Annotated in this window: 11 protein-coding genes, 3 tRNA genes and 1 other RNA gene; 6 read left to right on the top strand and 9 right to left on the bottom strand. The window is 49.8% G+C overall.

The features are described 5' to 3' along the window. Positions 1-1,437: 1,437 nt before the first annotated feature. From BLS94_RS10515 to BLS94_RS10485, 7 genes are all read right to left on the bottom strand, one after another. Positions 1,438-1,512 (bottom strand) — tRNA-His (locus BLS94_RS10515). 61 nt (positions 1,513-1,573) lie between these two features. After that, a tRNA-Arg gene (locus BLS94_RS10510) sits at positions 1,574-1,650 on the bottom strand. A 36-nt stretch (positions 1,651-1,686) separates the two neighbouring features. Beyond that, a tRNA-Pro gene (locus BLS94_RS10505) sits at positions 1,687-1,763 on the bottom strand. A gap of 151 nt (positions 1,764-1,914) precedes the next feature. Further along, complete coding sequence (folE2, locus tag BLS94_RS10500; protein WP_090960677.1) at positions 1,915-2,715, bottom strand: GTP cyclohydrolase FolE2; 801 nt, start codon at positions 2,713-2,715, stop codon at positions 1,915-1,917. Positions 2,716-2,777: 62 nt separating this feature from the next. Further along, positions 2,778-4,622 carry a 1-deoxy-D-xylulose-5-phosphate synthase gene (gene dxs / locus BLS94_RS10495; protein WP_072768311.1) on the bottom strand — a complete coding sequence of 615 codons (1,845 nt, stop codon included), beginning with the start codon at positions 4,620-4,622 and terminating at the stop codon, positions 2,778-2,780. A 45-nt stretch (positions 4,623-4,667) separates the two neighbouring features. Beyond that, positions 4,668-5,561, bottom strand: coding sequence for a polyprenyl synthetase family protein (locus tag BLS94_RS10490; protein WP_090960674.1), 894 nt, complete (start codon positions 5,559-5,561; stop codon positions 4,668-4,670). Further along, positions 5,551-5,805: an exodeoxyribonuclease VII small subunit gene (locus BLS94_RS10485; RefSeq protein WP_072768313.1), complete on the bottom strand. Its 255-nt coding sequence runs from the start codon at positions 5,803-5,805 to the stop codon at positions 5,551-5,553. The genes BLS94_RS10490 and BLS94_RS10485 overlap by 11 nt, the downstream gene beginning before the upstream one ends. A gap of 237 nt (positions 5,806-6,042) precedes the next feature. Here BLS94_RS10485 and BLS94_RS10480 point away from each other — a divergent pair, with 237 nt between their 5' ends. The 6 genes from BLS94_RS10480 to BLS94_RS10455 all read left to right on the top strand — a co-directional run bounded on the left by BLS94_RS10480 (position 6,043) and on the right by BLS94_RS10455 (position 12,401). Next, entirely contained in the window at positions 6,043-7,143 is a 1,101-nt protein-coding gene (locus BLS94_RS10480) for an aromatic ring-hydroxylating oxygenase subunit alpha (protein WP_072768314.1), read from the top strand. 57 nt (positions 7,144-7,200) lie between these two features. After that, complete coding sequence (locus tag BLS94_RS10475) at positions 7,201-7,545, top strand: SpoIIAA family protein (RefSeq protein ID WP_072768315.1); 345 nt, start codon at positions 7,201-7,203, stop codon at positions 7,543-7,545. Between the two features lie 618 nt (positions 7,546-8,163). Then, on the top strand, positions 8,164-10,005 hold the full coding sequence (locus BLS94_RS10470) for a fatty acyl-AMP ligase (protein ID WP_371130275.1): 1,842 nt from the start codon (positions 8,164-8,166) through the stop codon (positions 10,003-10,005). A gap of 7 nt (positions 10,006-10,012) precedes the next feature. After that, positions 10,013-10,927 carry an NAD-dependent epimerase/dehydratase family protein gene (locus tag BLS94_RS10465; protein ID WP_090960667.1) on the top strand — a complete coding sequence of 305 codons (915 nt, stop codon included), beginning with the start codon at positions 10,013-10,015 and terminating at the stop codon, positions 10,925-10,927. Positions 10,928-10,962: 35 nt separating this feature from the next. Then, on the top strand, positions 10,963-11,214 hold the full coding sequence (locus BLS94_RS10460; protein ID WP_072768318.1) for an acyl carrier protein: 252 nt from the start codon (positions 10,963-10,965) through the stop codon (positions 11,212-11,214). Beyond that, on the top strand, positions 11,214-12,401 hold the full coding sequence (locus BLS94_RS10455) for a serine palmitoyltransferase (RefSeq protein WP_090960664.1): 1,188 nt from the start codon (positions 11,214-11,216) through the stop codon (positions 12,399-12,401). The genes BLS94_RS10460 and BLS94_RS10455 overlap by 1 nt, the downstream gene beginning before the upstream one ends. Before the next feature lie 444 nt (positions 12,402-12,845). Here the strand turns inward: BLS94_RS10455 and BLS94_RS10450 are convergent, their stop codons facing one another. Both BLS94_RS10450 and rnpB read right to left on the bottom strand, forming a co-directional pair. Then, entirely contained in the window at positions 12,846-13,451 is a 606-nt protein-coding gene (locus BLS94_RS10450) for a hypothetical protein (RefSeq protein ID WP_072768320.1), read from the bottom strand. A gap of 414 nt (positions 13,452-13,865) precedes the next feature. Further along, positions 13,866-14,168, bottom strand: an RNA gene (gene rnpB / locus BLS94_RS10445) — RNase P RNA component class A. Positions 14,169-14,292: the final 124 nt, after the last annotated feature.

Here is a 14,292-nt window from a genome sequence, read left to right as displayed (position 1 = left end):
TGGAATGCTTGCAATGCCTCGGACAAAAACAAAATGAAGAGAACCATCGATTAATGATGGAAGTTTGTTAAAGATGAGGTTTTTCAGGGACGACTATTTATTATTTAGATGGGTTAGATTTGATTGAGCTCTTCAAGCATTCCAAATCGCTCTCAATAGCATGTCGTTACCAACCGACTCAAATGGATGTGGAAATTACAAATTGTTATGTAATCCTACTCAGGGTTCGAAGCTGCCATTTATACAGGGATGCTTCCGGTGGTCAGATCCGGATAATTAAATCAACACCGCCATGAATTCATTCTATTGAGCTAGCGGTTATCGGGAGATCAGGTTGTTCCAGTACCGATATTGGCACGCGTTCCGTATTACCAGTCACATCGCGATGCTTTTTAAGCCATTCGCTCTAACTGACGCGACGACCAGTGGATCTTTTAGAGTTCAATATTCGGTAGACTAAAAAAAACTGACTAATCCGCTTTTAATACATCGACATAAGCCTCTTATACTTCTCTATCCGCCTCATTTAGTCTGTGCGACAGCGCACATAGCATTCCCCGGAGCATAGCGGCCCAGCGTATCTTTTATGCTGGCGGCCGAGTTCGCTTACTTGGAACTCTCTCTACAAGAGGTGCATTCAATCTGTAAGCTCGCTCTTTGATCACACGATAATTGCGGAAGACGGCTTACCCCTTACTAGGATAAGCATGATTCGTGCCAACCTAATTAACCCTTTAAATCAGTTTCTTAGCGCGGCATGTTGGCGCATTAATGTCGCCAAAGCGTATTGATTATTTATTACTCAAACATAACTATATGTTTATTATGATAATTTAGGGTCTCTAAAAGGAGACGTTTTGCCCTTACCGATTAAGATTGCTTTTTGTGGGTTGGAGCCGGACGAGGTGGGTTCGCTTATCCGTGTTGCACAAAGTGGATGATATTTAGCTGTCGTTCATCGAGATTCCTTCGAGGAATGCGATTGCGTCTATTTAAGACGTAGATTCATGGGTGGCTGATGGCGCTATCCATATAAAGTACATGCCATATCTGTGTAGCTTCTAGCATCCTGTCGGGCTTTGAAGAATCGCAGAAAAAAAATGACTGGATGAGGGGATGTTTTAAGGATTTTGATTCTATTTGGCTGAAAAAGCGGCGAAATATAAACGGGCCTGTCGTTTTTGCAGCTGAATTCCTCTAAGTGCGGCAGGCTGCTAAGACATCTAAGCCAGATTTAGACGCCAAGCTCTTGCTTAACTATCGGTCTTTTTCGGTAAGAAGGCGCGTGAGGATACGCGATACAGTTACCTGTACCACAGTTGGTCGCGTTGCTGGAAGATATTTTGTATCCGTGAAGGTTGGCAGGTGCCTGACTGTAGGGATCAGTCAGTGTGCATAACCATGATGACTAGAGATAATGCGAAGCAGAGATATATTTGGGGTGGCTGATGGGGATCGAACCCACGACAACCGGAATCACAATCCGGGACTCTACCACTGAGCTACAGCCACCATCCGATAAAAATAATGCATAGTTTGATGCTCAGGCGCCAATCGCTAAAGAGATAGCTTATGGCGTGCCCGACAGGAATCGAACCTGTAACCCCCAGCTTAGAAGGCTGGTGCTCTATCCGGTTGAGCTACGGGCACCACTCAAATCGGATTTCGCCTCAGATTAGCATGAATTGGTCGGGGTGGAGAGATTTGAACTCCCGACATCCTGGTCCCAAACCAGGCGCGCTACCAGGCTACGCTACACCCCGGAAGGGCGATAATATACCTTTCCGGCTACAAAAGGTCAATTTATACTGCTGGGGAATAATATTGAAAGAATCTCGTGCAAGCATTGACAGGAATTTCTTCCGCATTTCCAGCACACAGGTTAATGTGCGAACTTCCTGATTGAATTGAACCTCAGCTCTCGCACTTATTTCGCTCGATCAACGCGTAGGCGGAGTGATTATGGATGGATTCGAAATTTTCAGATTCCACCACATAGGCGTCTATACGTCCGTCCCGATTCAGTATCGAGGCAATGTCACGCACTACGTCCTCAACGAATTTCGGATTGTCGTAAGCCTTTTCGGTTACATACTTCTCGTCTGAACGTTTCAATAATCCATAGAGTTCGCACGACGCCTGGTCCTCCGCCATTCGTACCAGATCCTCTATCCATATGAAGCTCCTGGTTCTAACTGATATTGACACATGGGATCGCTGGTTATGGGCGCCATAATCGGAAACCTGTTTGGAGCACGGGCACAGGCTAGTCACGGGTACAACAACTTTCAGGGTGAATTGGTAGCTTCCTTTTTTCAGTTCGCCGATAAAAGTTACCTCATAATCCAGCAGGCTTTTTATGCGTGAAACCGGAGCCATTTTTCTGACAAAATAAGGAAACGTCATTTCGATGTCGCCAGATTCCGTTTCGAGCTTCTCTACCATGGCCTGTAGCATGCTTTCGAACGATTCCACAGAAATCGCCCGGTCGTGGCCGTTTAGTATCTCCACAAAGCGCGACATGTGTACGCCTTTGAAGTTATGCGGTAAATCCACATACATATTGAACACGGCGATGGTGTGTTGGATAGACCCGTCCCTGTCTCTTATCGAGATTGGGTGACGAATGGCCCTGATACCCGCTCTGTTAATTGCAATAAGCCGGGTATCGAATGCATTCTGCACATCCGCAATAGGAAAATTCGCATCATTCATGAAGGGTATTTTTTCCTGGAAGCGAACACTGATGCATAAATATATGCATCCGGTTGCGTTAACTACTCAAAAAATCTTGCTTTGACGGACTCGACGATGGTCGCCTTATCCAATCCGCAATCAGCCAGCATTTGAGAGCACTCACCCTGGTCTATAAAAACATCGGGCAAACCCAATTGCAATACGGGAACTGTGAAGCCCCTGCTTGCCAAGGATTCTATCACCGCACTACCAGCCCCACCCATGATGGTATTTTCTTCGACCGTTACCAGCAATTCGTAGTCTGCCGCCAGTGACGCGACCAGATCATCGTCCAAGGGTTTGACAAAACGCATATTAGCCACGGTAGCATTTAATTCTTCTGCCGCTTCAAGGCAAGGTTTAAGCATGCTGCCGAAAGCCAGCAGCGCAATTTTTACGCCTTCCCGGCGAATCTCACCCCGACCTATCGGTAACATCTGCATCTGCGTTTGCGGTGTTATACCCGTTCCCGCGCCTCGGGGGTATCGCACCGCTGTGGGCGTATCCATCTGAAATGCGGTATAAAGCATCTGACGGCATTCATTCTCATCCGCTGGGGTCATCACGGTGATGTTGGGAATACAGCGCAAATAGGTTAAATCGAAACTCCCGGCATGCGTGGGGCCATCTGCTCCAACCAATCCGGCCCGATCGATAGCAAACACCACCGGCAGATTCTGGATAGCGACATCGTGAATCAACTGATCGTAAGCGCGCTGCAAAAAAGTTGAATAAATTGCGACAACCGGCTTCAAACCGTCGCAAGCCAGGCCTGCGGCAAAAGTGACCGCGTGCTGCTCTGCGATACCAACGTCATAATAACGATCAGGATATTCCTGTGAGAATCTCACTAAGCCGGAACCCTCTCGCATCGCCGGCGTAATCCCGACCAGACGCTGGTCCATTGCAGCCATGTCGCACAGCCAGTCTCCAAAAATCTGCGTATATGACGGCTTGCCTGCGGCTTTGGGAATAATACCGGCATCCGGATTAAACTTGGTTACGCCGTGATAAAGAATCGGGTCTTCCTCTGCCGCCTTATAGCCTGCGCCTTTGCGCGTTACGATATGCAGAAACTGAGGGCCCTCAAGATGCTTGATGTTGTTGAGCGTGCCAACCAGCACGTCAAGATCATGACCATCAATGGGGCCGATATAGTTGAAACCGAACTCTTCAAATAGCGTACTAGGCGTCACCATGCCTTTTACATGCTCTTCGGCGCGCTTCGCAAGTTCAAGCACGGGTGGAACAACGCCTAGCATTTTTTCCCCGGCGCGGCGTGCCGTCGCATAAAACTGACCTGACATGAGCCTTGCGAGATAATTGTTGAGTGCGCCTACCGGACGCGAAATCGACATGTCGTTGTCATTGAGAATCACCAGTAAATTGGTGTCCATCGCGCCCGCATTGTTCAGGGCTTCGAATGCCATACCTGCACTCATGGCGCCGTCGCCAATCACTGCAACCACGCATCGCCCTTTACCCTCGCGTTGTGCTGCTACCGCCATACCTAAAGCAGCACTGATGGAGGTGCTGGAGTGAGCCGTACCGAAGGCGTCGTACTCGCTTTCGTCACGCCGGGGAAATCCTGCTATACCGCCCCGCATGCGTAGTCGGCTCATACCCTCACGACGACTGGTAAGAATTTTATGGGCATAAGTCTGATGGCCCACGTCCCATACCAGGCGGTCGTTGGGTGTGTTAAAAACATAGTGCAGGGCTATGGTCAGTTCAACCGTACCGAGATTGGAAGACAGATGCCCGCCGGTTTTAGAAACGGATTCAACCAGGAACTGCCGCAACTCGTCGGCAAGTTGCGGCAGCATCTTGCGTTCCAGCCTTCGCAACTTTGAAGGGGTAGTGATGGTATCAAGCAGTGGATACATTTAAACCTTGAAAATTATAGTATTCTTTACCGAAGAAAATACGGGTCAAAACTCCCGCTGGATGATGAAGTCGGTTACTTGCCGCAACCGTCCCGCCGTTGCGCCAAAAGCATCCAGCGACCGATATGCGTCGCGCCGCAACTCTTCAGCCAGTTCGCGCGCTCGGCTGCTTCCGAGGATACTCACGTACGTTGGCTTATTATTTTCGGCATCCTTGCCGGCAGTTTTACCCAATGTCGCGGTAGTCGCTTCTGCATCGAGCACGTCGTCCACTACCTGGAACGCAAGGCCGATACACTTCGCGAAATGATCAAGGCTCATCAACTGGCTCTCGTTCAAACTGCTACCGCAACCGGCGCCAAGCATTACAGCAGCCCGAATAAGCGCTCCGGTCTTATGAATATGCATAAACTCCAGTTCCGGCAGACTCAATGTCTTTCCGACGCTGGCAAGATCAACGGCTTGTCCCCCCGCCATACCGCGAGAACCCGACGCTTGCGCCAGATGCCTAACCATTTCCAATTGCATTTTCGGGGTATCAGCCAAGCAATGCTCGCCCAACAATTGAAAGGCGAGGCTTTGCAAGCTATCGCCCGCCAGCAGTGCAATGGCCTCGCCATACTCGATATGGCAAGTAGGCTTACCCCGCCGCAACACGTCGTTATCCATGCATGGCAAATCGTCATGCACCAGTGAATAGGCATGTATCAGTTCTACTGCGGCCGCGGCAATCGTCACCCGCTCTTCATCCGCCTTGTTCAGCTCTCCTGCCGCAAAGGCAAGCAACGGTCGCACACGCTTGCCTCCACCCAAAACGGTATAGCGCATGGCGTCATGCAGACGTTCGGGAGCAACGTTTGCGGCGGGAAGCAAGGTCTGCAGGGAATTTTCGATGCGTACCTGGCGGTTCCTCGCCCAATCCTGGAAATCAGCGGTCATCGATACCGGACGGGGAGAAATTTTTCAGTGTGTCGGCCTCAAGAAGGCGTACCTGTTGTTGCGCATCCTGTAGTTTTAATTGGCAGTATTGTAGCAACTCTGCGCCACGTTTGTGAGCTTCGAGTGATATTTCGAGGGGCATTTGTCCTGCTTCCATTTCTATTACAATAGCTTCCAATTCTGTCAATGCGGCTTCGAAACTTTCGGGCCGTGAAAATTTGACGGGGTTAGCGGGCTTTGTCATGATAAACACATTGTCGCAAGTTATGTATATTGCGGGCAAGCTACAAAAATAACGCAATAAGCGGGGTCAGGTCAATTAAATCCAAGAAACTTTCCCTCAAAAACGATCTTTTAGCGGCAATTATAAGCGTTTCAGAAAGAGAGCAAGCGCTTCCCACTTTGCCCAATGCGTTTATTCAGCGTTTTTTATCTTTCAACTATCTTTTTTATTCCTCAAAAGATCTAAAAGTAACGAAATATGGCCGATCTCGTTGATGTTTTCCAACTGGCGCCGACTCAACTGCCGGTTGAATGGTACCTTGACCCGCACATTCTCGACCTGGAAAAACACCTTTTGTTCGACCAGGGGCCTGGTTATGTCGGCCATGAAATCATGCTGCCGAATGTGGGCGACTATTATGTGCGGGAATGGATGAGTAATGCCAAATTTCTGGTGCGTAACAAAGGTGGCATTGAACTCCTGTCCAATGTTTGTCGGCACCGGCAATCTCTGCTGCTGAAGGGCCGCGGCAATACCAGAAACATTGTCTGCCCCATACATCGATGGACTTACGATATGAGCGGTACGCTGCTGGGTGCTCCCAATTTTTCGAAAAATCCCTGCCTCAACCTTGGCAGTACCCCGCTGCAGAATTGGAACGGGTTGCTATTTGAAGGCAAGAGAAATATCGCGCGCGATCTGGCGCCCCTGAGCGTTCTCAAGGATTTCGATTTTTCCGGCCATGTACTGGAGCGGGTCCAGATAGAAGAATATGCCTGCAACTGGAAAACTTTCATCGAGGTTTACCTGGAAGACTATCACGTCGAGTCGTATCACCCTGGCTTGAGCAACTTCATTAATACCACTGAACTTAAATGGGAATTTGCAGAGCGGTACAACGTGCAGACTGTGGGTGTAAATGATGCGCTTACTCGTCCCGGCACTCCGGTCTATGCTAAATGGCATGAGCAACTATTGCGTCAGACCGCAGGAAAAATACCGAGGTATGGTGCGATCTGGATGCTCTACTATCCAAACATCATGTTAGAATGGTACCCGCATGTACTGATTATAAGTACGCTGGTTCCGTCGGGAACAGAGCGCTGCACCAACGTGGTCGAGTTTTATTATCCTGAAGATATTGTCTTGTTCGAACGTGAATTTATTGAAGCGGAACAGGCCGCCTATCACGAAACCGCGGTTGAAGACGACGAAATCTGCAAACTGATGACAGCCGGACGTCGCGCGCTATATGAGCAGGGAATCAATGAAACAGGCCCCTATCAGTCACCCATGGAAGATGGTATGGTTCATTTCCATGAATTTGTGCGACGCGAAATCGGGCCGTACATAAAGTAACTGTGAAACTGTGAATTTGCGGCTGATTAATTTTGCATGTTTTTTTGAGATTACCCTATGATTACCATTCAGGAAGCTGACAATTTAATCAGCGTTGCTGTTTTCGGTGAATTTACCTTGGCTGACTATAAGCAATTCGAAGAGCAGGTACTCTACAAATCCAGGCGCGACAGCAAAGTGAATGTGCTGTTCGATTGGCGCGATATGCTGGGCTATACTGTCGACGTCGCATGGGAAGATCTCAAATTCATCCGCGCCCACGGCAGTGAATTTAACCGGGTTGCAATAATTACTGAGAACCAGTGGCAGGCTTGGGGCGCTTGGGTATCCAATCTATTCGTTGATGCTGACATCAGAGTATTCGGTAACTACACCGATGCCAAGGCATGGGTAGAAGCGTAAAGCGACCTGCTGCGGACTCAGACTTATCTGCGCTTATCACGATCAGGAAACCTGAGTTCCTCCCGCTACCCACCCCATTCCCTTCCATAAGCCTGTGATGAACAACCTGCCGACAGGCTGAAGCCCGCACTACGAAGATGAAATCGCTCGTCCATTTGGCGATCGTATTCATGTAGAATGCCTGCTGAAGAGGTCGAGACCAAGTGCGGCTAGTCCAATCGAAGACGCAGGTTCGAGTAGTGTTGCAAAAAAACGACACATTTCTCTTCTATTCTCCAAAATCTCTTTATATTGGCCGCTAACTCGTACAGAATGGAACCTGTCGATCTTGCTGTCTCAAGGAAGGTCTGCAGTTTATTTAAACGATGCCTGAGACGACTCAAATAGTGGCATTAAGGCTATATGGATATGGCGGATAGCAATGCGTTGGCAGCGAAGTCAACCAAAGTGTCGTCCGTTACTGATCTTGGTAGAGCACTTGAGCTCCTGGTATTTAATTAATATAGATTCAAATTCAAGCTGAGCATTCCGAGCCCGAGCGATAAACTGTTGTTAATCAGAACTACTGTATTTCGGACCGGATTACTTACATTACAAAAAGATGATTAGACCATTAATTTGGAGGGGAAGACCTTGAGTTCAACAATAGCGAAGTTGAACGCTCCGCTAACGCAAGCGTTTGATCCTCGGTTATTAAACGAGTCGCCAATAGTAATAACCCCAACACCGACGTACAACACTCAAGATCAACGATTAGCTGATTTTGAAACCTTGACCGCTGCCTTGGAATATGCGGCAGGCGGCGTCGCGGGATTTAATTTTTATGATGCCAAGGGCAACCTACGCTCGATCCTCCCGTATCGGGCGTTAAGGCAAAACGCCCAGACCTCAGCCCGGCGCTTGATGGGCATGGGCCTGACGAGCGGTAATCGCGTCGCCATTATTGCCGATACCACCCCAGAATTTGTAGAGCTGTTTTTTGCCTGCCGCTATGCTGGATTGGTTCCTTTTGCGATGCCGGTGCCGGTCAATCTTGGCAGTCATGCAGTATATGTTCAGCAGTTGCGCGGGATGCTTGACGCAGGTCAGGCAAGCGCCGCCATAGCCAATGTGGATTATATTAATTTTCTGAGCGAAGCTGCAGAAGGATCGCTGGAATTACGCTGGGTCGGCACTCCGGAACAACTCGGAAAGTTCGCAGTTTCCGATATAGCGCTACCCGTAAATACCCCTGAAGAAATCGCTTACCTTCAATTTACCTCGGGCAGCACTCGCATTCCGCGTGGAGTAATTATTACCGAACGCGCATTGATGAGCAATTTACAGGGTATTGTTCGGCACGGCCTGGAAATACGCGCTGGCGACCGCTGCGCATCATGGCTACCGTTCTACCATGATATGGGACTGGTGGGCATGGTGATGGCCCCCATGGTGGCGCAAGTTTCGGTCGACTATCTGGCTACCCGTGATTTTGCAATCCGGCCTCTGCAGTGGTTGCGACTGATTAGTCGAAACCGTGCTACCGTGGCGTTTAGTCAGCCATTTGGCCTCAAGCTCTGCACTTTGCGGGTCCGTGATTCCGATTTGGAAGACCTTGATCTCAGCAGTTGGAGAGCGGCAGGTGTCGGTGCCGAGATGATCCGTCCTGATACCTTGAGAAATTTCGCAGATAAATTCGGGCCTGCAGGCTTTGATGCGCGTGCCTTTCTTCCTTGCTATGGACTGGCGGAATCAACGCTTGCCGTAACTTTTTCTCAGATTGGAAAAGGTTTTCAGAGCATCCAAGTAGACGCTGGGACTTTGGTTGACAAAAAAATCGCGGTCCGGTTGCAGGTGGAGGGCAGGAAATATAGCGAATTCGTAAATTGTGGGCGACCCTTGCCAGAGCACACGGTCAAGGTCGTGGATGATGGCGGACAGGAATTGTCTGATTTGAAAGTGGGCAGCGTGCTGGTGCAGGGTAGCAGTATTATGACAGGCTACTTCAACAATCCGGAAGATACTGAAAAAACGCTCCAGCCTGGAAACTGGTTGGATACAGGTGATCTTGGTTTCCTGTTTGAGGGCGATCTTTATGTCACTGGCCGTCGTACAGATGTAATCATCGTTAACGGGCGCAATATCCGCGCACAAGACATAGAAGAACTCGCCGAGCTTCAACCTGAGGTGAGAACACGGGAAGCCTCCGCCTTTGGTATAACCGATTCTAATGATATTACAACGATCGTTTTGGTCATAGAATGTCGTCTGACTTCGGTAGCAGATCGCCAATCTCTCACCAACCGGTTGCAACGTCTTGTATATATGGCGTTTGGCGTCAATTGCCTGGTCGAATTGGTCTCGCCGCATACTTTGCCTCGCACTTCCTCAGGTAAGCTATCGCGTTTTGCTGCACGCCAGGGTTTCATACAGCGGACACAACCGACTGACCAGCTATCCGCTGAGTCCGGGGAAAAATAACCAGCATATGTCAGGGTCCTGGGTGGCCGTGACCGGCGCCACCGGCTTTATTGGTCGTGTTCTGCTACAGTCACTGATCAGTGAAGGGTGGAAGGTCAAGGCCTTGACCAGGCGTCCGCGAGTTGGCGACGAAGTTACGCAATGGATTGAAGGTGATTTAGATAACCATCAGGCACTGCGGAACCTTGTCGAGGGTGTATCTGCTGTTGTACATTGCGCGGGGCAGGTTCGCGGTAGCTCTCTCGAAGATTTCATTCATACTAATGTGGACGGCACGGGCAATCTTGTGCGTGCCTCAATAGAGCAAAGTTCACCGCCTCGTTTTCTCCTCATATCTTCCTTGGCTGCCAGACAACCAGAGCTTTCCTGGTACGCGGCCAGTAAGCGCATGGCTGAGCAGTTGGTTATTGACCACTCGCAAAGGATGCCATATGCGGTTTTTCGTCCGACCGCCGTCTATGGCCCAGGCGATAAAGAAATGAGCCCACTTTTCAGAGCAACCCGCCGCGGCCTGTTGCCGATGGTGGGGCAAAGCGGGATGCGCTTCGGTTTACTACACGTTAATGATTTGGTGGCGGCTATTACCTGTTGGCTTTCCACTAAAAATCCCGTGCAAGGCGTCTATGAACTTGATGATGGGACGCCCGGAGGCTACAATAGTCAATCTGTAGCGGTAATTGCGCAGGAAGTCTGGAAACGGCCCGTACACTGTATCTTCTTCCCGGCGTCACTTGTTTGGTTGGTCGCGACCATTAATTTATGGTCGGCGCGGTTGCTACGCTATTCCCCAATGTTGACCCCGGGTAAAGTCAGAGAATTACAGCATCCCAACTGGATTTGCGATATAACGCCTCTAACCCAGGCGCTTCCCGGTTGGCGGCCCTCGGTCCGACTGCGTGATGCCTTGCCTCAAGCGGTATAATTTCTAACAAATAATTCAATTCAAACCGAGCAGCCATGGCGAGCGATTACACCGATGTTCTGCAGAAACTTTGCCATCACCTTAAGCAATTTTGTGAGCCCGACGCGCAAATCACACCGCAGACTGATCTCATTCATCAGCTTGCGATCGACTCTGTCAAATTGCTGAATCTAGTTATGGAAATTGAAGATGAGTTTGACATTTCCGTTCCGCTTAATGCGCTTGCGGATGTGCAGACTGTTCAAGAGCTTGCGAATTTAATCCACCGAATAAAGTCCGCACAATAATGAGTTTGCTAGATAAGCTTGATGCCGTTGCTGCGACGAGAAAAGCCCTGCTACCCGAGGGTATTGACGTTTTTGGCACACCTATAGAAGAGGTTTATTCTTCGACCGAGGCGAGAATTGGCGATCGCCGCATACTATTCCTGGGTACGAATAACTATCTCGGGCTTACCTTCGCGCCGGAGTGTCTGGCCGCAGCGCACTCAGCAATCGATAGCGAGGGCACAGGTACGACAGGTTCACGCATGGCCAACGGTAGCTACAGTGGACACCGCGCTCTTGAACGGGAATTCGCCGATTTTTACCACTGCCACTCCTGTATTGTCTTTACAACCGGATATCAGGCCAATCTCGCTACGATCTCCGGCTTGGCTGGCGCTGGGGATGTTGTTCTAATTGATGGCGATTCTCATGCAAGCATATATGACGGATGCCGTTTAAGTGGCGCTGAAATTATCAGGTTCAGGCACAACGACATGGTGGATCTGGAAAAGCGTCTCCGGCGTCTCGGAGACCGGTCACGCTCCACATTAATCATTGTTGAAGGCATTTACAGCATGCTGGGTGATCGGGCACCCCTTGCGGAGATTGTCAAACTAAAGAATGCCTACGGCAGCACGCTTCTTCTAGACGAAGCACATTCGCTCGGCGTCCTCGGCAAGACAGGCCAGGGCCTGGTAGAGGAAACGGGGCTCATTGATAAAGTTGATTTCATCACTGGTACATTCAGTAAAAGCCTCGGCGGTATCGGGGGCTACTGTGTGAGCAATCACCCGCAACTTGATCAGTTACGCTATGTCAGCCGTCCTTATATATTCACCGCATCGCCTACACCGGCTACTATTGCATCAACCCGGGCAGCACTCAAATTGCTGCATGACGGCATCGAGCTACGCCAACAGCTTTGGAAGAATGTGCACCAGCTTTATTCTCGGCTTGATGACCTCGGCTATCAGCTTGGCCCAGAGCCAAGCCCCGTTATCGCAATCATACTCGACACGCCGCGGCAGGCGCTGATGCTATGGAAGGGCCTGCTTGATCATGGTATCTATGTTAATTTAGTATTACCGCCAGCCGCACCTGACGGCCGCTCATTGGTGCGCTGCAGTGTTAGTGCAGTTCATACCAGTGAACAGATGGATCATGTAGGCAGCGCTTTCGCCGAGTTGCGCGAAATTACTTTCGCGTAGGCTCTGAGCAGTTACCTGGTCTTTCCGTTTCCCGGTTGCGGAGGCTTCGCCCTGTTATGGCAGAGCTTGGCGGCTTCGCATCGATCCGGAATCTAACGAATAAAACAATGATAATTTATGGAACAGCCTGCATGCGTTCCTTATCTATAAAGGACTGCTCCCACGCAGCCTTTCCTTAAGGTGGAAATATGGGTAGGCATTCTGAATGATTTGACCTGGCTCGCCCATTTACTTTCTGTTCAGTAAGCTCATGGGCATTACTATATTTACATGAGGTAAGTACAGTACCAGAAAAACAGACTCGAACAATGAGAGTGCGATATCGCTTATCTGCGATAAATGACAAAGCAGAAACTTTGGGGCTTCCATGTCCCTAAGGTCACCCTTGATGGGCAACCGCTAGATGGAAAGCGCAGAGTTGGTTGCTTACTCGATACCATTAAGTCAGGAAGTCTTGGGACTCGTTGTCCGACGGCGCAAGAAAAAGAAGGCAGCGGCGCCGGCTGCGCCCAGCAATAGCACGATCTCTGTCGCGCCAAAGCCTGAGCCATGGCCGTCGTGACCTCCACCCCCTCCGACATGTACTGGAATGCGCACCGCTGTCGTCATCTTCCCACCCTTCTCTGTCTCCAGTAGCAAGGCATACTGGCCAAGTTCCTCCAGGTTCAGCGAGAAGGTGATGCTTCCAGATGCGTACTCTTTGGCTGGTATGGACATAATCTCATGCTCCCCGCCGCCCTCTCCATGCCCTTCCATAACCATACGGACTGCAATTGGTATTTCGCGAGAGTCGAGATCCGTCAAATCTACCGTGAAATACAACTCGCCAACTTCCGGCACATGATCGCAATATGCATGGGTGGGCGGAAGTGCGCCCTTCGGTTTTTCATAAGCACTGAAGGCAACGGGAAAAGCACCCGATTTGATAGCACAGTCTCCCGAATGATGGCCTTCATGAGCAAGCATAAGCTGGGCGTGGACTGGCAGCGCCACCAGTGCTACGCTCGTAGCACACGCTAGCCCAGCAACCCACTCAAACATTTTCTTCATAGTATCTCCGGTTTCGAATTCGCAAATTCATCGCGCACAGCGCTGACGATAGTAAAAGATTGTATAACAAACCGTCCGGGAATAGGAAATAGAGTACGTCCGGTCGTTTCGCGAAAAGATGAGCTAATCAAGCTGAAATATGTTTACCCCAGCGTCGCCAGAATTGCGGCATGCGATAAATCCAAGCAGTCCAATTATGTGCTTATCTCAACCATGAGCTGCTTGGTGCAGTATTGTTGGGCCCCGGTATAAAGGGGTGATGAGGGCATATGGCGAATGTGTCATGGAATTATTCAGTGAATCGAACGAGAATTCAATCATCGAATCAATATCATTCGCGCATCGCCTTCGCGACCCCAGTTTGTGTGAGGACCGCTTTTTTCTTTTGTATGGATGTTGGTCTCATACAAAAGAAAATGAAGCTGGCCGGTAAGCCGGGTTCTGTCGTGGACAGTCATTCCTCTAGGCGTGCGGTTGCCCGCAAGCTCAAGCAACCTACCCGCAGGCTCAGCGAGCCGCATCATTGCCTGCCTATTTGGTCTTGCTCCGGATGGAGGTTACCGCGTTTCACCGTAACTTAATACGCTCGTCTCTGTGGCCCTATTCCTCACCTCACGGCGGCCGGCCATTAACCGGCATCCTGCTCTATGGAGCCCGGACTTTCCTCCCCCTGCCTTCCATTACTGAAAAGCAGGCAGCGACTGTCTAGCCAGCTTCGATCGCGATAATACCCTAACCCGGCAAAGAGAAAGCAAACTTCTCAATCAAGATTTATTTGCTGAAACAACCGGTTTATGAAATATTCGAGTTATGATCCTGATTTGAAAGACGGATGGCCTGG

Origin of the sequence: Nitrosospira sp. Nsp18 (genome assembly GCF_900103145.1) — a bacterium.
Taxonomy (GTDB): domain Bacteria; phylum Pseudomonadota; class Gammaproteobacteria; order Burkholderiales; family Nitrosomonadaceae; genus Nitrosospira.
This window is presented reverse-complemented; position numbering and strand designations above follow the sequence as displayed.

Coding starts and splice junctions, on each gene's coding strand:
- folE2 (WP_090960677.1), bottom strand. CDS start 2,715: ATGAATGATGCGAATTTTCCTATTGCGGATGTGCAGAATGCATTCGAT.
- BLS94_RS10490 (WP_090960674.1), bottom strand. CDS start 5,561: ATGACCGCTGATTTCCAGGATTGGGCGAGGAACCGCCAGGTACGCATC.
- BLS94_RS10460 (WP_072768318.1), top strand. CDS start 10,963: ATGGCGAGCGATTACACCGATGTTCTGCAGAAACTTTGCCATCACCTT.
- BLS94_RS10455 (WP_090960664.1), top strand. CDS start 11,214: ATGAGTTTGCTAGATAAGCTTGATGCCGTTGCTGCGACGAGAAAAGCC.
- BLS94_RS10475 (WP_072768315.1), top strand. CDS start 7,201: ATGATTACCATTCAGGAAGCTGACAATTTAATCAGCGTTGCTGTTTTC.
- BLS94_RS10480 (WP_072768314.1), top strand. CDS start 6,043: ATGGCCGATCTCGTTGATGTTTTCCAACTGGCGCCGACTCAACTGCCG.
- dxs (WP_072768311.1), bottom strand. CDS start 4,622: ATGTATCCACTGCTTGATACCATCACTACCCCTTCAAAGTTGCGAAGG.
- BLS94_RS10465 (WP_090960667.1), top strand. CDS start 10,013: ATGTCAGGGTCCTGGGTGGCCGTGACCGGCGCCACCGGCTTTATTGGT.
- BLS94_RS10450 (WP_072768320.1), bottom strand. CDS start 13,451: ATGAAGAAAATGTTTGAGTGGGTTGCTGGGCTAGCGTGTGCTACGAGC.
- BLS94_RS10485 (WP_072768313.1), bottom strand. CDS start 5,805: ATGACAAAGCCCGCTAACCCCGTCAAATTTTCACGGCCCGAAAGTTTC.